15 protein-coding genes are annotated in these 16995 nt (G+C 66.2%); 10 read left to right on the forward strand and 5 right to left on the reverse strand.

Features of this window, described 5'->3' with window-relative positions:
- Position 1 precedes the first annotated feature (1 nt).
- Both EAH84_RS00705 and EAH84_RS00710 read left to right on the forward strand, forming a co-directional pair.
- Positions 2 to 520 carry a metallophosphoesterase family protein gene (locus EAH84_RS00705; RefSeq protein ID WP_140866199.1) on the forward strand — a complete coding sequence of 173 codons (519 nt, stop codon included), beginning with the start codon at positions 2 to 4 and terminating at the stop codon, positions 518 to 520.
- Entirely contained in the window at positions 517 to 1143 is a 627-nt protein-coding gene (locus EAH84_RS00710) for a class I SAM-dependent methyltransferase (protein ID WP_140866202.1), read from the forward strand. The genes EAH84_RS00705 and EAH84_RS00710 overlap by 4 nt, the downstream gene beginning before the upstream one ends.
- 40 nt (positions 1144 to 1183) lie before the next feature.
- Here EAH84_RS00710 and EAH84_RS00715 read toward each other — a convergent pair whose 3' ends face one another.
- Both EAH84_RS00715 and EAH84_RS00720 read right to left on the reverse strand, forming a co-directional pair.
- Positions 1184 to 2146: a bifunctional methionine sulfoxide reductase B/A protein gene (locus tag EAH84_RS00715; RefSeq protein ID WP_140866205.1), complete on the reverse strand. Its 963-nt coding sequence runs from the start codon at positions 2144 to 2146 to the stop codon at positions 1184 to 1186.
- A 181-nt stretch (positions 2147 to 2327) separates the two neighbouring features.
- The gene (locus EAH84_RS00720) at positions 2328 to 3218 is read right to left on the reverse strand and encodes a LysR family transcriptional regulator (protein ID WP_140866208.1); all 891 of its coding nucleotides are present in this window, start codon (positions 3216 to 3218) and stop codon (positions 2328 to 2330) included.
- A gap of 101 nt (positions 3219 to 3319) precedes the next feature.
- Here EAH84_RS00720 and EAH84_RS00725 point away from each other — a divergent pair, with 101 nt between their 5' ends.
- The 8 genes from EAH84_RS00725 to EAH84_RS16030 all read left to right on the forward strand — a co-directional run bounded on the left by EAH84_RS00725 (position 3320) and on the right by EAH84_RS16030 (position 11012).
- Positions 3320 to 4213, forward strand: a complete 894-nt coding sequence (locus EAH84_RS00725; RefSeq protein WP_161978305.1) for an NmrA family NAD(P)-binding protein — start codon at positions 3320 to 3322, stop codon at positions 4211 to 4213.
- A 54-nt stretch (positions 4214 to 4267) separates the two neighbouring features.
- Positions 4268 to 4819 carry a quercetin 2,3-dioxygenase gene (locus tag EAH84_RS00730; RefSeq protein WP_140866214.1) on the forward strand — a complete coding sequence of 184 codons (552 nt, stop codon included), beginning with the start codon at positions 4268 to 4270 and terminating at the stop codon, positions 4817 to 4819.
- Positions 4820 to 4856: 37 nt separating this feature from the next.
- Positions 4857 to 5375 (forward strand): cupin domain-containing protein, encoded by a 519-nt coding sequence (locus tag EAH84_RS00735; RefSeq protein WP_161978306.1) that lies wholly within the window; start codon positions 4857 to 4859, stop codon positions 5373 to 5375.
- A gap of 94 nt (positions 5376 to 5469) precedes the next feature.
- Positions 5470 to 6129 (forward strand): isochorismatase family protein, encoded by a 660-nt coding sequence (locus EAH84_RS00740; protein ID WP_140866220.1) that lies wholly within the window; start codon positions 5470 to 5472, stop codon positions 6127 to 6129.
- A gap of 64 nt (positions 6130 to 6193) precedes the next feature.
- Complete coding sequence (locus EAH84_RS00745) at positions 6194 to 7117, forward strand: alpha/beta fold hydrolase (RefSeq protein WP_161978307.1); 924 nt, start codon at positions 6194 to 6196, stop codon at positions 7115 to 7117.
- 2 nt (positions 7118 to 7119) lie between these two features.
- Complete coding sequence (locus EAH84_RS00750; RefSeq protein ID WP_140867249.1) at positions 7120 to 8025, forward strand: NmrA family NAD(P)-binding protein; 906 nt, start codon at positions 7120 to 7122, stop codon at positions 8023 to 8025.
- 243 nt (positions 8026 to 8268) lie between these two features.
- Entirely contained in the window at positions 8269 to 9897 is a 1629-nt protein-coding gene (locus tag EAH84_RS00755; RefSeq protein ID WP_140866226.1) for an FAD-dependent oxidoreductase, read from the forward strand.
- A 935-nt stretch (positions 9898 to 10832) separates the two neighbouring features.
- Positions 10833 to 11012, forward strand: coding sequence for a hypothetical protein (locus EAH84_RS16030; protein WP_140866229.1), 180 nt, complete (start codon positions 10833 to 10835; stop codon positions 11010 to 11012).
- Here the strand turns inward: EAH84_RS16030 and ppdK are convergent.
- From ppdK to EAH84_RS00775, 3 genes are all read right to left on the reverse strand, one after another.
- Entirely contained in the window at positions 11009 to 13672 is a 2664-nt protein-coding gene (ppdK, locus tag EAH84_RS00765; RefSeq protein ID WP_140866232.1) for a pyruvate, phosphate dikinase, read from the reverse strand. The genes EAH84_RS16030 and ppdK overlap by 4 nt on opposite strands.
- 75 nt (positions 13673 to 13747) lie before the next feature.
- The gene (gene glyS, locus EAH84_RS00770) at positions 13748 to 16096 is read right to left on the reverse strand and encodes a glycine--tRNA ligase subunit beta (RefSeq protein ID WP_140866234.1); all 2349 of its coding nucleotides are present in this window, start codon (positions 16094 to 16096) and stop codon (positions 13748 to 13750) included.
- Positions 16093 to 16962, reverse strand: coding sequence for a glycine--tRNA ligase subunit alpha (locus tag EAH84_RS00775; protein WP_140867252.1), 870 nt, complete (start codon positions 16960 to 16962; stop codon positions 16093 to 16095). The genes glyS and EAH84_RS00775 overlap by 4 nt, the downstream gene beginning before the upstream one ends.
- Between the last annotated feature and the right edge of the window lie 33 nt (positions 16963 to 16995).

Raw genomic sequence — 16995 nt, forward strand, 5'->3', positions numbered from 1 at the left:
GATGACGCTGTTCTTCACCGCAGACAAGCATTTCGGCGATCACCGGACGATCAACATCCAGCGTCGCCCATTCGCCAGCGTCGCCGAAATGGACGAGGCGCTCCTCGCGCGCTGGAACGAGGCAGTGGGCCCTGACGACGATGTCTGGCACCTCGGCGACGTCGCGCGCCGATCGTCGGACGTGGCGCCGTTGCTCGCGCGGCTGAACGGGATCAAGCACCTCGTGCGCGGCAACAACGACGATCCGGCGACGGGCGACGCCGCGGGCTGGGTGAGCGTGCAGGACTATGCCGAGCTGACGGTGGACGGGGTTTCGCTGGTGCTCTGCCACTATCCGTTCAGGAGCTGGAACGGCCAGCACCGCCGCTCGATCAACCTGCATGGCCACAATCATGGCAGGCTCAAGCCGAGGCAGCGCCAATTCGACGTCGGGGTGGATGCCCGCGGTTTCCGTCCGACAACACTTGGAACACTGCTCGGCTCGAGCGCAGAACCGTTCGGTGCTAGGAGCGATGTGTGACTGAAAACTCGCTGCCCGAGCTACCCCCCGGCGCGTTCGCCAAGCAGGATGCGGGCGACGACCTCGCCTTCTACGCGCCGCCACGGCTCGTCACGCACATCGACGATGGCGCGGTCGCCGCGCTGACCGCAAGCTATCGGGACATGATCCCGGACGGCGCTCGCGTCCTTGACCTGATGTCGAGCTGGGTCAGCCACCTGCCGCCCGACCGCGCGTATGCCGAGGTCGTCGGGCACGGCATGAACGCCGATGAACTCGCGGCCAATTCTCGGCTCGACCGGTGGTTCGTGCAGAACCTGAACCGCGACACCGTGCTGCCGCTAGAAGACGGGACTTTCGATGCGGCGCTGTGCTGCGTCGGCGCGCAGTACCTGCAGCAGCCGGTCGCGGTGTTCGCCGAGGTTCGCCGCGTGCTGAAGGCGGACGCTCCGTTCGTCGTCAGCTTCTCGAACCGCTGCTTCCCGACCAAGGCTGTCGCGATCTGGCGGTCGCTCGATACCGCAGGACACGCCGCGCTCGTTCGGCTCTATCTGGAGCGGGCTGGGTTCGCCGAGGTCCTGGTCGACGTGCTCGCGAATGGTCGGGCGGGCGACCCGCTGGTGGCCGTCATCGGCCGAGCCTAGCCAGGCGGAGGCGCTGCCCGGCCACATTGTCTGGTGCCCCTCACGCCGCCTCGACGCGACGCGGCAGCTTCCATTTCGGCCGCACGAAGTGGCAGGTGTAGCCGTTCGGCTTGCGCTCGAGATAGTCCTGATGCTCCGCCTCCGCCTCCCAGAAGTCGCCCACCGGGGACAGCTCGGTGACGACCTTGCCCGGCCACAGGCCCGACGCCTCGAGGTCGGCGATCGTGTCCTCGGCGACCAGCCTCTGCGCTTCGTCCGTGTAGAAGATCGCGGAGCGATAGCTGGCGCCCCGATCGTTGCCTTGCCGGTCGCGCGTCGTCGGGTCGTGGATCTGGAAGAAGAACTCGAGCAGCGCGCGGAAGTCGGTGCGTGCGGGATCGAACACGATCTCGATCGCCTCGGCATGGGTGCCGTGGTTGCGGTAGGTCGCGTTCGCATTGGTGCCGCCCGAATAGCCGACCCGTGTGGAGACGACTCCCGGAAGCCTGCGGATCAGCTCCTGCATTCCCCAGAAGCAGCCGCCGGCGAGCACCGCTCGCTCGGTCGTGGCCGAGACGGAGACCTCCTCGATCTGATCGAGATACGCGCCATACCCCTGCTTGGCCATGTTCCCGCGCGGCACGAACCGCAGCGATGCCGAGTTGATGCAGTAGCGCAGGCCCCCGCGGTCGCGTGGGCCGTCCTTGAAGACATGCCCCAGATGGCTGTCGCCATGCGCCGAACGGACTTCGGTCCGCGGGATCAGCATCGACCAGTCGCGCCTCGCCTTCACGTTGGCGGATTCGATGGGCTTGGTGAAGCTCGGCCAGCCGCAGCCGGATTCGTATTTGTCGGCGCTTGCGAACAGCGGCTCGCCAGACACGACGTCCACGTAGATACCCGCCTCCTTGTTGCGCAGGAGTGCGCCGGTTCCGGGACGCTCGGTGCCGTTCCCCTGGGTGATCCGGAACTGCTCCGGCGTCAGGGCGGCGATGGCGTCCTCGGTCTTGTGGTAGTCGGACATGTGGGACCTCCGTTCGACGAGGCATGTGGTGATCCGCGTGGTCCACTTCGAGACGCATCGTCCGCATTGCTTCCGCAAGGCCGTGCGGTCGGTGCATCGCTATCGCAACAAAAAGGGTTTTCGGCTGATCACGCTCGATCCGACCAAGGTCGCAAGACTGCGACTCTGGGTGCTCGGATCTCTAACGCCGTGGCGTCTTGAGGTCATCGACCAGGGTGTCGATGAACACGCGGACCTTCGCCGACAGGCTGCGGTGGCTAGGATACAGCGCGTGTACGTCGACCGACCGGTGGTCATGGTCGGATAGCACCCGAACCAGCGCTCCGGAGGCGATCGCCTCGGCCGCATGGAAGTCGGGCAGTATACCGATGCCGGCCCCGCCGAGCAGCATTGTCCGAACCACGTCGGGCTCGGGCGCGACGGTGCGGGTCTCGATCTTGACGTCGCGCTGTGCGCCTCTGGACGAACGGAACGGCCAGGTTTCCTTCGCTGCACGGTGACCGATGAGGGTGTGCTTCGCGAGATGAGCGGGCGCGGTGATGGCTGGATGTCGGTCGAGATAAGTTGGGCTGGCACAGGGCCACAGCGCGAACGACGTGATGCGGCGTGCGATCAGCTCTGAGTCCGGCAGCGGCCCGATGCGGATGGCGACGTCGATCTCCTCATCGAGCAAATCGACGATCCGATTGTCGATCGACAGCAGCACGCGCACGTCCGGATAGCGAGCCAGGAAGCCGGGCAGCGAGGCGGCGAGGGGGCCGGCGGCGAAGGTGAAGGGCACGCTCACCCGCAAGTCGCCTTGCGGATGTCCCACCAGCCCGCCGATCGCATTCTCCGCCTCGCCGACATCATCGAGGATACGCCGCGCGTGACGCTGGAGGAGGATGCCTGCCTCGGTGAGGCGTAGGTGGCGTGTCGAGCGCTCGACCAGCACGGCGCCAATCGACTCCTCGAGCCGCACCAGCGCCCGGCTCACCGACGACTTGGGCATCTTGAGCGCACGTGCCGCGCCCGAGATGCTCCCGAGTTCGGCGATGCGGGCGAAGGCCCTCAGGTTCAACAGGTCGAACATCGGCGTCGTTCCACAGCTGGAACAGGGTGTCCAAGCATTGGCCACTAATCAGCCTGACGGAAACGACCACATTGACGTTCATCAATCAAGGATCGTTTCAAATGACCGACACCATTCTCCTCGCGGGCGCCACCGGCATGCTGGGCAGCCGCATCGCGCATCATCTGCTGGCCTTGCCCAAGGCTCGTGTTCGAATGCTCGTCCGTGGCTCCGTCAGCAAAACGGAGGTGCTCAAGCCGCTCGTGGACAGCGGCGCAGAGCTGATCGAGGGCGATCTAAATGACGCAGCTTCGCTCGACCGCGCGACGCGCGGCGTCGACGTCATCGTCTCGTCGGTCCAAGGTGGGCCCGAGGTGATCCTCGACGGTCAGGTTGCGCTGGCCAAGGCGGGCAAGGCCAATGGTGTGCGCCGGATGTTGCCGTCCGACTATGCACTCGACCTATTCAAGGCGACGCCCGGCGAACATGCGATGTTCGACATGCGCGCGCAGGCCGATGCGCAGATCGCCGAGATCGGCCTCGAACAGGTCAATATTCTCCAGGGTGCGTTCATGGACATGTTCCTGCCGGGCCACGGCGCGATCGATGCTGACGCGGGCACGATCAGCTTCTTCGGCGATGGCGAGCTTCCCATCGAGGTGACCAGCGTCGAGGACACCGCGCGCATGATCGCACGGGTCGCGCTCGACCGCGACGTGAAACCGGGCAAATTCGCGTTCGCCGGCGAGCGCATCTCCTTCCGCCAGGCCGGCGAAATCGTGGCACGCATCACCGACCGCCCGATCAGGCCCATGTCGATGGGATCGGAAACCGATCTGCGCGCGGCGATGGCGAACGCCTCATCCGAGAAGAAGGTCATGCTCGCCTACCTGCTCTACATGACCAACGGCCAGACCGCGCTGACTGATCTCCAGAACGACCGCTACCCCGACCTGCGGTTCGAGCGGTTCGCGGACTTCATCGCGCGCTCGCTTCCGATCGCCGCCCACGCCTGATGACACACTCCGGCCGCGCCGACCGGGCGCGGCCGCACCGGCAGGAGAGAAAGCATGCCCGACCATCCCGACCTGTCCCCCATCTCCGGCGACGCCAGCTTCATTCGTCACGCGGACGATGCACCCGCCTACTGGCTGCAGGGCATCCTGTGGACGATGCTCGCCGACCGCGAGGACACGGGCGGCCGCTGGTCGATGATGGAGCAGTTGATGCCCAAGGACGCCGGCCCGCCCCCGCACAGACATATGTGGTCCGACGAGACCTTCTACATCCTCGACGGCACCATCACCTTCCTGATGGGGGACGAGATCAGGACGGCAGGCAAGGGGGCGTTCATCAACATTGCCCGCAACACCCGCCACGCGTTCCGTGTCGACAGCGACACCGCCCGCATCCTCAACGGCTACACGCCCGCCAGCATGGAGGCGATGCTCGCCGAACTCGGCAAGCGTACCAGCGAGCGTGTGCTGCCACCGGCGGAGGCGCCGCCTCTCGGCAAGCCGCAGATGCCCGACGACCTGCTCGCCCGCTACGGCCTTATCTGGCTCGACGAGCCCGACCCGCTCACCCCGCGCGGCCATTCGTCGGCGAACCGCCATGACTGATCCAGCGACCCCCGACATCCCTGCCGTTCCCGGCTCGATGCCGTTCGTCCATAACGTCGATGCCGCGCCGGCCTATTGGTGGCTCGACATTCTGTGGGTTGTCCTCGTCAAAGGCGAGGACACTGGCGGTCGCTACTCGCTGATGCACGAGACGCTGCCTAAGGGTTCAGGTGCCCCTCCACACAAGCACACATGGTCCGATGAGCATTTCTTCATGCTCGAAGGCGAGATCACCTTCCTCGTCGGTGAGGAGATCAAAGTGGGGCGCGCCGGCGAATTCGTTTGGGTGCCGCGCAACACGCGTCATGCCTTTCGCGTCGACAGCGAAACCGCGGTGTTTCTGAACGGCTACACGCCGGCCGGGCTGGAGTTGGCGGTGATGGAATGTGCGATGCCGGCGCCGACTCGCACGATACCGCCGAAGGGCGCGACGCCGCCGCCGAACATGAGTGACGAACAGTATCGCCGATACGGCATGGACAATCTGCCCGGCCCCAACCCGCTTGCACCGGTTGCGGCACCCGATGGGGGGAGCGCGCACGCACGCGCCGAGTGAGGTCGCCCGGCATCTGCCGGCCAACAAAGCGTGATGCCGCGTGCAGCGGCTCGGCTGCCGCCGATCGCTCGTCTCAGCACACAAGGAGAAGGTCATGACCACGCAAGCCGACTATCTGGAGCAGCTGACCCCCGACAACGCTGCCGTCCTGTTCATCGACAACCAGACGACGCTGACGCTCGGCGTTCAGTCGATCGACCTGACCGTGCTCAAGGCGAACATCGAGGGCCTCGCCAGGCTGGCCCGGATGTTCGGCCTGCCGGTCGTGCTGACCACCACCGGCGGCGGCGCGGACGGCCCGTCGGGCGGGCTGCTGAAGGGCATCACCGATGCCTTCCCGGAGGTCGACATCGTCAATCGGACGGGCATTCTCAACGCCATGGACGACCCCCGCTTCGCCGCCGCGGTCGAGGCGACGGCGCGCCGCAAGATCATCCTGTCGGGCATCACGACCGACTTCTGTCTCGTCTATCCCGCACTGTCGCTGATCGCGGCCGGCTACCACGTGTTCGTCGCCGTGGACGCCTCCGGATCATGGACGAGCGCGATCAACGACGCGGCGCTTCAGCGCCTGATCCAAGCGGGCGCGACGCCGACCAACGTCCAGTCGATCTTCGGCGAGCTGCAGAACACGGCGACGAACAGGGATGCCGAAGCTGCGAAGAGCCGTATGTCGGAGATCATGGAGTGGTTGGATACCTACACGCCCGCACCTTCGCTGATTGGCGAGAATTTCGCGGCGCGGCAGGCATGAGCCCGTCCATGCACACGGGCCCTACGTCCCCCTGTCACATCGCATGCACCATGGAGTTCCTTCGATGAGCAGCGCCGCCTCGGCGTCCACGGTGCCGGTCGATGGTGCCGCCGCCGATCTCGACGGCTTCGCCCACCGCTTCGCCGACGTGAACGGGGCGCGCATCCACTACGTATCGGGCGGTGCCGGTCCGGCGATCGTCCTCCTCCACGGCTGGCCGCTCACCTGGCGCGAATGGCGCGGGATTATGCCGGCCGTCGCCGATGCAGGCTTTACGGTCATCGCGCCGGATCTACGCGGGCTGGGCGATTCTGACAGGCCCTCGAAGGGCTACGATAAGAAGAACGTCGCTGACGACATCCGCGCCATCGTGCGCGAACTCGGGTTCGAAACTATCGACTTGGTCGGTACAGATATCGGCATGATGGTGGCGGTGGCTTGGGCGCTGCATCACCCAACCGAAATCAGGCGTCTGGTGCTGGCGGAATCGCTGATCCCGGGATTCGGGCTGGAAGAATTGATGAACCCGGCGACCGGCGGCTACTGGCATTTCGGTTTCCATGCGCAGGTCGATCTCGCCACGATGCTGACCGAAGGCCACGAGGCGGAGTATCTGGGCAATAACTGGAAGATGTTCTCGCCCCTGAAGGGCATCACTCACGAGGATCGAGAGGAGTTTCTGCGCACCTACGGCAATCCGGACAGCATGCGCGCGGGCTTCCGGCACTATGCGGCGATGCTCGACGACGGAAAGGCCAACCGCGCGACGTTCGACCAGAAGCTGACGATGCCGGTCCTCGTTCTGAACGCCGGGCTCGGCATTCCGCAGGAACAGACCCTGGGCGGGGTAGAGCTGGTTTTCGCCAACGTGGAGCACGACAAGGTCCTGCTGGCCGGCCATGCCTTCGCCGCGGATCGCCCGGACTGGACGGCGGACCGGATCATCCGCTTCCTCGAACCGGCTGGTGGCAGAGACAAGGACGCTTGAGCATGCCCGACACATCCATCATCGCAGTTGCCGGCGCCGGCGGCGACCTTGGCGGACGGATCGCCAAGGCCCTTGTCGAGCGAGGAGCGAGCGTGCGCGCGCTGGTTCGTCCGGGCCTGGAGGCCGACGAAGGTCAGCGGATCGAGTCCTCGGGCGCGACGCTCGTCGAGGCCGATCCCGCCGACGTCAGGGCGATGGCCGAGGTCTGCGCCGGCGCGGCATGCGTCGTCTCTGCGCTCAACGGCGTCCGGTCGGTGATGATCGACCGTCAGACTGTGCTGCTGGAGGCAGCAGTGCTGGCCGATGTGCCGCGCTTCATCCCTTCGGACTATGCGGCCGACTTCACGAAGACGCCTCCAGGCCGCAACCGCAATTTCGACCTGCGTCGCGAGTTCATGGCGCGGGTCGACGCGGCGTCGATCAGCGCGACCTCGATCCTCAACGGCGCATTTCTCGACATGCTGGGTGCCGAGATGCCGATCATCCAGCGGCGGATTCGACGCGTGCTCTGGTGGCACGATGCCGACCAGATCCTCGACTTCACGACCAAGGATGACGTCGCGTCCTACACCGCCGCGGCGGCGCTCGACGACACGACACCGCGCTTCCTTCGCATCGCTGGCGACAGCGTCAGCGCGCGCGAAATCGCAGTGATAATGAGCGGCGTGGCCGGGGAGCGATACCGGCCGTTGTGGGCAGGCTCGCTCGGCTCGCTCGGGGCGATGATTCGCATCGCCAAGCTGATCGCGCCTCAGCCCGACGCGGCGTTCCCGCCTTGGCAAGGCATGCAATACATGCGCGACCAGTTCAGCGGCTTGGTCCGCCTCGTCGATCTCGACAACGCCCGGTATCCCGACCTCACCTGGACCACCGTCCGGGAGCACCTCACGACGTTGGAGCGAATTTAGCCTCGCCGCGTCCCGTCTGTCGCGGTCGGCCCGACCTGAGGCGTTGTCCACCACGCCCGCGTGGGCGCGCCGGCCTGTGAAGACACCCGCCGACCCGATGCCTCCGGCTATCCGCATTGATCATCCGGACAAGTGCCTCGTCGTCGACCGGCGGCGCCGTGCCTCCTTTGCAAGAGCGCCTGTGGCCGCGGGCTGAAAGGCCTGCCTTGGCTTCATGCGATCCGATGAAGTAGTCTTTCCGCCATGGAAACGATCGCCTTCGACCTGCGTCAGACGCAGCGGACACCCCTGGCCCCGGGCCACGTCGCAACGCTCCGGGCGGCGGGGCGGGAGCGCAGCTACCCCGCCGGCGCGATGCTGGCCGATCAAGGCGACCCCATCGACCGGTTCGTCTGGATCGAGGCGGGCGAGGTCGAGGTGGTCGATGTGGTCACCGGTGGGCGCAGGCTGCCGAGCACGCTCGGGCCTGGCCAGTTCATGGGCGAGATCGCGTTCCTCGCGGGTGGACGCTGGACGCTGCCGATGCGCGCGGCCCAGGACACCCGCGTCGTCGAGGTCGATCGCGAGGCGATGCTTAACCTGATGAGCCGCATTCCCGAGATGTCGGACATCGTCATCGGCGTCTTCGCGGCGCGTCGGCGCCGGCAAGTCGAGGAGCGAGACGGCGCGCTGCGCCTGATCGGAGAGGACGAGAGCGCGGCCGTCCGCCGAGTTGCCGAGTTCGCGGCGCGCAACCGCGTCGCCTACCAGAGTTTCGCGCTCGGCAGCGACGAAGCGTTGGCGACGGCGGGGCAGTGCGGCATCGCCGCCGCGACGCCCGCGGTGGTCTTCGGGCGCCAGCTCGTCATCGAGGATCCCAGCCCGGCGAAGGTCGCGGCGCTGCTCGGCATGGACATCACGATCGACGCCGAAGAGGAGGTCGAGGTACTGATCGTGGGCGGCGGACCGGCCGGGGTGGCGGCGGCCGTCTACGCCGGGGCCGAGGGGCTGCGCGGACTTGTGGCCGAGGATCTGGCGATCGGCGGCCAGGCGGGCACGTCGAGCCGCATCGAGAACTACATGGGCTTCCCGACCGGCATCTCGGGCGCAGACCTGGTCTGGCGCGGCGAGGTCCAGGCGATGAAATTCGGCACGCGCTTCGCCATGCCACTCCGCGCGACGAGCATCATGGCACGCGACGAAGGCGGGTTCTGCGTCGGCTTCGACGACGGGCAGTCCGTCTGCGCAAAGGCTGTCGTGGTCGCGACTGGCGTCGAGTACCGGCGCCTGCCCCTACCGCGGCTCGAGCAGTTCGAGGGGAACGGCGCCTATTATGCGGCGACCGAGATCGAGGCGCGTTACTGCCGGGGCACCCAAGCCGTGGTCGTCGGCGGGGGCAACAGCGCGGGGCAGGCGGCGATGTACCTGAGCCGGAACGCCGACCACGTGCACGTCGTGGTTCGGGGGGCGACGCTCGCCGCGTCGATGTCCAGCTACCTCTCCGCTCGGCTCGAGGCGGACGAGAGGATCACGATCCACTACCACAGCGTGGTCGAGGAACTCGAGGGCACGGATCGTCTCGAGCGCCTGACTATCCGCGACCGTTCCAGCGGGACCGCGACCGCCCTCGACTGCCGCGCGCTGTTCATCATGGTCGGCGCCGCGCCCAACACCGCCTGGCTGGGAGATCTCGTCGAACTCGACGGTAAGGGCTTCATCCGGACCGGCATCGACTGCGGCCAGCGCGATGCGCCGTACGCGACCTCCCGTCCGGGCATCTTCGCCGTCGGGGACGTCCGCGCGGGGTCGGTCAAGCGCGTGGCGTCGGCGGTCGGCGAGGGATCCGTGGTGATCGGCCATGTCTTCCGGCATGTCCGTCCGGACGAGGGATAAGGTCAGGGTCTGGGCACCCGGCTGTCCGGAGAGAGTAGTTCGTTCGCTTCGAGGTGGCTACTCCTGCACCGCCCGGTCAGAGAGGCGCGGGCGGTGGCAGCCGCGCGGCTCGCTCCGACGCGTCGACCGGCAGCGCGGAGAACACAACGATTGCCAAGGCTTCCTCGACCCCGGCATGAAGATGATTACAAAGCCCTTCGCAGTTGAGGGGTTGGCCACGCGTGTCAGGGATTTGAATCGAAGGTTAGCAACTCGGGCCTTGCCGAACGCCGCAGCGAGGTGAAAGAAGAGAAATCTCTAATCGGCCAGCGAGTTACGAGGTAAATTCCGGGGGCACGATAGGGGGCACGGAAATGTTTTTAACTGGATACTCTCATTCATTATCAATAGGATAACTTTCGCAGTGTGGCTCCCTCCGTCTCCGCCAGGTGCCCCTCCGCAGAGGTCCGCGGAAGTGCACCGGGATCGACTGGCTCTTCGGCGATACGAAGGACCGTGCAGACAAAACGTGCCTCAAGCACGTACATGTTCACCAATGGCAACCGGCAATATGTCCTCATCACGCCAAGCGGCGGCAAACCTTCGAGCACCTCGGCTGGGAGTGGTACGAAAACGCCCGGCGGGCAATGCGCGACCGTCCATTCCAGCGACGTGATCCGCAGTATCGCTCCCGGTCGCCCAGCCGACACCGCCGCTCGTGCTGGGGGTCGTACGTGAGATCGAAAGCTGGATTCGATCGGAGACGGCGAGACGCATCCGCCAGCGTACTTGGTCAGTCTGACATCCTTTATGGGATCGACCAGGCTTGTTGACCCGCGCTGTCGCACTCTTACCGCCCGCGCGATCACGCGGTAATCTTGGTCGTCGATCGCGGGCCAGAATGAGGTAGAAGCGGGAAGGTTGACCGCCACGTAGTTGCGATAATTCCGATTATTTTGGGGATATCGCAGTCTTCGATTAGCACGCGCGACCGGATCGCCGAACTCGAGCGCGAGAACGAGCGGCTGCGCACTGCAGCGCCGGTGACCGCGCAGACGATCGCGCCGCGCACCCGCGCCGCCGCCCGCCGTGCTTACACCGACGGCCGCAAGCGCGGCTGGTTCGACTTCGGCTAGGCCTTGCGCAGCGCCGCCTGCGCCGCCGCGAGCCGTGCGATCGGCACGCGATAGGGCGACGCGCTGACGTAATCGAGCCCGACCTGTTCGCAGAACGCGATGCTGGCAGGGTCGCCGCCATGTTCGCCGCAGATCCCGAGCTTGATGTCGGGGCGGGTCTGGCGTCCACGCTGCGCGGCGATCTCGATCAGTTCACCGACGCCCTCGACATCAATGCTGACGAAAGGATCGCGTTCGTAGATGCCCTGGTCGACATAGGTGCCGAGGAAGCGCGCGGCATCGTCGCGGCTGACGCCGAGCGTCGTCTGGGTCAAGTCGTTGGTGCCGAACGAGAAGAAGTCGGCGGTCTCCGCAATCGCGCCGGCCCGGAGCGCGGCGCGGGGGAGTTCGATCATCGTGCCGACGAGATAGTCGATCTCGCGCCCGCGCTCGGCGAACACCGCCCGCGCCGCCTTGTCGACGACGACCTTCATCAGATCGAGCTCACGCTTGGTGGCGACGAGCGGGATCATCACTTCGGGGATCGGCGCGGCGCCCGATTGTTCGGCGACATCGATCGCGGCCTCGAAGATCGCGCGCGCCTGGGTTTCGTATATCTCGGGATAGGTGACGCCGAGACGGCAGCCGCGATGGCCCAGCATCGGATTAAATTCATGGAGTTCCGCGGCGCGGCGCTTCAACGTGTCGATATCGACACCGGTCGCGGTGGCGACATCGGCGAAATCGGCCTCCGCGTGAGGCAGAAATTCGTGAAGCGGCGGATCGAGCAGCCGGATCGTGACCGGCAGGCCCGTCATGATCGCGAAGATCGCGGCGAAATCGGCGCGCTGTTCGGGGAGCAGTTTCGCGAGCGCGGCGCGGCGGCCCGCCTCGTCGGTCGCAAGAATCATCTGGCGGACCGCGGTGATCCGCGCGGCGTCGAAAAACATATGTTCGGTGCGACACAGTCCGACCCCTTCCGCCCCGAAATCGCGCGCGGTGCGGCAATCGAGCGGGGTTTCGGCGTTGGCGCGGACGCGGAGGCGGCGAACGCCGTCGGCCCATGCCATCAGCGTCGTGAAATCGCCCGACAGTTCGGGGTTCACGGTCGCGACCTGGCCCGCCATCACCTCGCCGGTCGACCCGTCGATGGTGAGCATGTCGCCTTCCTTCACCGACCGGTCGCCGACGCGCATGACCTTGGCCTTGGCATCGATCGACAGCGTCCCCGCCCCCGAGACGCAGGGGCGACCCATCCCGCGCGCGACGACCGCCGCGTGGCTGGTCATCCCGCCGCGCGCGGTGAGGATGCCCTTGGCGGCGTGCATCCCGTGGATATCCTCGGGGCTGGTTTCGGTGCGAACGAGGATCACCGCCTCACCCGCCGCGGCGCGCTTCTCCGCGGTGTCGGCGTCGAACACCACGGTGCCCGATGCCGCGCCCGGTGACGCGGGCAGCCCCTTGGCGATCACGTCGCGCACCGCGGCTGGATCGAGCGTCGGGTGGAGCAATTGGTCGAGCGCCATCGGATCGACGCGGAGGATCGCCTCTTCGCGGGTGATCAGCCCCTCGCTCGCCATGTCGACCGCGATGCGGAGCGCGGCCTTGGCGGTGCGCTTGCCGGTGCGGGTCTGGAGCATCCACAATTGGGTCTTTTCGACCGTGAATTCGATGTCCTGCATGTCGCGGTAATGGCGTTCGAGGGTGTCGAACACGCCCGCGAGCTGGGCATAAACCTCTGGCATCGCCTCTTCCATCGAGGCGGGTTTGGCACCGGCTTCCTCGCGCGCGGCCTTCGTCAGATATTGCGGGGTGCGGATCCCGGCGACGACATCTTCGCCTTGCGCGTTGATCAGAAATTCCCCGTAGTAGGCGTTGTCGCCGGTCGACGGATCGCGGGTGAAGGCAACCCCGGTGGCCGAGGTATCGCCCATGTTGCCGAACACCATCGCCTGGACATTGACCGCGGTGCCCCAGCTACCCGAAATGTCGTTGATCCGGCGATAGACCTTCGCGCGATCGGCGTTCCACGATCCGAACACCGCGGCGACCGCACCCCAGAGCTGGTCGTGGACGTCCTGCGGGAAGGGCTTGCCCCATGCCTGCTCGACGAGCGACTTATACTCGCCGACCAGCGCCTTGAGGTCCGCGGCGGTCAGCTCGGTATCGAGATAATAGCCATTGTCTTCCTTGGCGACCTCGAGCGCTTCCTCGAACGCGCCGTGATCGAGTTCGAGGACGACATCGGCGTACATCTGGATGAAGCGGCGATAGCTGTCCCACGCGAAGCGCTCGTCGCCCGATCCGGTCGCGAGCCCCTCGACCGTCGCATCGTTGAGCCCGAGGTTGAGGACGGTGTCCATCATCCCCGGCATCGACACGCGCGCGCCCGAGCGGACCGAGACGAGGAGCGGGTTGGCGGGATCGCCGAAGGTCTTGGCGGTGACGCCTTCGATATGCGCGATCCCGGTGGCGACCTCGTCGCGGAGCGAATCGGGGAAGCGCTCCCCCTCCTCGTAATAGCGCGTGCACATCGCGGTCGAGATCGTGAAACCCGGCGGCACCGGGAGCCCGATCGAGGCCATCTCGGCCAGGTTCGCGCCCTTGCCGCCGAGCAGATTCTTGTCGCCCTTGCCGCCATCCGACACCCCGCCGCCGAAGCGGTACACATACTGAGTCATTTTCAATCCCTGCTGGCTGAATGGACTTCCGGGGAGGCGAAGTGGAGAAAGTGGAGAGCGTCGCGCGGTTTTCGCTCAGCCCTCGATTTTGGAGAAATCGGCGACGCCGTGCACCGCATCGCGAACGCGGGCGAGCAGTGCCAGCCGCGCAGCGCGCTTGTCCCGGTCGGGATCGTTGACGGTCACGCTGTCAAAGAACGCATCGATCGGCGCACGCAACGTCGCGAGCGCCGCCATCGCGCCCTCGAAATCCTCGACCCCGACCGCCGAGGCGGCGGCGGGCTCGGCGGCATCGAGCGCGGCGATCAGCGCAGCCTCTGCCGGTTCGGGCGTGTAGGACAGCGGAATCTTTCCTTCTCCCCCTGTGGGAGAAGGAGGGAGGCCCGCAGGGCCGGAAGGATGAGGGGGGGTGAGGGTCGCAACGCCAGCGTCCCCCTCACCCTTCCCATCCGCTGACGCGGACGGGCCCCTTCCCTCTCCCACAAGGGGAGAGGGAGATTCGTACCCTTCTTTCTTCAAAATATTCGCGGCGCGCTTGTAGCCGGCGAGGAGGTTGGTGCCGTCCTCGGTGCCGATGAACGCCTGCAGCGCGCGGACGCGCGCGAGGAGGCGGACCAGATCGTCCTCGCCACCAAGCGCGAACACAGCGTCGATCAGATCGTGGCGGACGCCTGCTTCGCGTTGTTGGACCTTGAGGCGGTCTACAATAAAATCCACGACGACGAGCGCTACCGCTCTTCGTCCAATTTGCTCGGGCGACAACTGCATTGTTGTCTCATGACCAAGCCATCCCTGCCTTATGACTTCACCCCAACTTGCACGGGAGTTATTCACGAGAATTAATCGAGCAATCCCGATTGCTCCCCGGCGCAGTGCAAATGGATCTTTCGAGCCCGTAGGCAGCTCCTCCACGCCGAAGAATGAGCAAATCGTATCCAGCTTGTCTGCCAAGCTCACCGCGACCGTGACCGGATCGGTGGGGACGTCGTCGCCCTGCCCGACCGGCTTGTAATGGTCGCGGATCGCGGCGGCGACGCGGGGGTCTTCGCCTTGCGCCAAGGCGTAATAGCCGCCCATCAGGCCCTGGAGCTCGGGGAATTCGCCGACCATGCCGGTGACGAGGTCCGCTTTCGCGAGCCGCGCGGCGCGGTCGGCGAGGTCTGCGAGCAATGCTAATTCCTCCCCGGCACGGGGAGGGGGACCGTCGGCGGCAGCCGATGGTGGAGGGGCAGACGCGGGCGCGGCGCTGCTTGGCTGCCCCTCCACCAGCTTCGCTGGTCCCCCTCCCCGTGCCGGGGAGGAACTAACGATTCCCTCTTCGACCAACCACCTTGCCAGCTTGGCGACGCGGTCGACCTTGTCCGCCACGGTGCCGAGCTTTTCGTGGAAGACGATCTGGCCAAGCTTCTCCGCCTGAACGTCGAGCGGCACCTTGAGATCGGTGTCGTAGAAGAATTTGGCGTCGGACAATCTTGCGGCGAGGACCTTGCGGTTGCCTTCGACGATCGTGCTGCCGCCGTCGGTGGCGTCGATGTTGGCGGTGCAGATGAAGGCGTTGGCCAACGCCCCGTCGGCATCGCGGCAGACGAAATATTTCTGGTTCACGCGCGCGGTGAGCTGGATGACCTCTGGCGGGACATCGAGATAGGCGGCGTCGAACCGGCCGAGCAGCGGCACCGGCCATTCGGTGAGCCCGGCGTTTTCGGCGACGAGGCCTTCGTCCTCGATCAGCGCGAGGCCGGCTTCGGCGGCGAGCGCGTGGGCGCGGGTGCGGACAGCCAAGCGGCGTTCGTCCTGATCGACGATGACGTGGCAGGCGCGGAGTTTCTCGACATAGTCGCCCGCCGAGCCGATCGTGATCTGATCCGGGTGGTGGAAGCGGTGGCCGAGCGTCGCGGCACTGCTGGTGATTCCGGCGATCTCGACGGGAACGATCTCGTCACCGAACAGCGCGACGATGCCGTGCAAGGGGCGGACCCAACGGAGGCTTTCGGTGCTCGCCGACGCGTCGCCCCAGCGCATCGACTTGGGCCAGGGGAACGCGCGGATGATCGCGGGAATCGCGTCGGCAAGGACGGCGGCGGTGGCGCGACCGGGCTTTTCGCTGATCGCGAAGAAGATGCCGTCGCGTTCGGTCAACTGTTCGCGGGTGAGGCCGGTCTTGCGGAGGAACCCCTCTAGCGCCTGCGGAGGGGCGCTGGCCTTGGGGCCCTTGATTTCCTCGGTGACCGCCTGCGTCTCGGTCGGCAGGTCGCGCGCGATCAGCGTCAGGCGACGGGGGGTGGCGTAAGTGACGATCGCCCCGGTCGCGATCCCTGCCTTGGCGAGTTCGGCGGTGAAAAGCTTGGCGAGATCGTCGCGCGCGCGATCCTGCATCCGCGCGGGAATTTCCTCGGAGCGGAGTTCGAGGAGGAAGTCGGTCATGCCGCGCTCCAGTGCGGAAAGCGGGCGGTCCAGTCGTCGGCGTGCTTGTCCATCCACGCGGCGCAGGCGCCCTTCGCGAGATCGCGGACGCGGCCCATATAGGCTTGGCGTTCGGCGACCGATATCACCCCGCGCGCTTGCAGCAGGTTGAAGACGTGGCTGGCCTTGATCGCCTGTTCATAGGCGGGGATCGGGAGTTTCGCCTCGAGCGAATTTTCGCATTCGGCGACATGCTTGCGGAACAGGTCGAACAGCGCGTCGGTGTTGGCGACCTCGAAATTCCAGGTCGACATCTCGACCTCGTTCTCATGGAATACCTCGCCGTAGGTTACCCCTGCGTCGTTGTACGCGAGATCGTACACGCTGTCCTTGTTCTGGATATACATCGCGAGACGTTCGAGGCCGTAGGTCAGTTCGCCCGCGACGGGCTTCATGTCGTAGCCGCCCATCTGCTGGAAATAGGTGAACTGGGTGACTTCCATCCCGTCGCACCACACCTCCCAGCCGAGGCCCCACGCGCCGAGCGTGGGTGATTCCCAATCGTCCTCGACGAAGCGGATGTCGTGGCGCGCCATGTCGATCCCGATCGCGCGCAGCGAGCCGAGGTACAGGTCCTGAAGATCGGGCGGGCTCGGTTTCAGGATGACCTGATACTGGTAGTAATGCTGGAGCCGGTTGGGGTTTTCGCCGTAACGGCCGTCGGTGGGGCGGCGGCAGGGCTGGACGAACGCGGCGTTCCACGTGTCCGGCCCGAGCGCGCGCAGCGTGGTGGCGGGATGGAAGGTGCCCGCGCCCATCTCCAGGTCGTGCGGCTGAAGAATCAGACAGCCGTGGTCGCTCCAGTAATCGTGGAGCGTCAGGATCATCCTCTGGAAGCTGAGCGGCTGGTCGGTCACGGG

This window comes from Sphingomonas oligophenolica (assembly GCF_006438955.1).
GTDB lineage: Bacteria > Pseudomonadota > Alphaproteobacteria > Sphingomonadales > Sphingomonadaceae > Sphingomonas > Sphingomonas oligophenolica_A.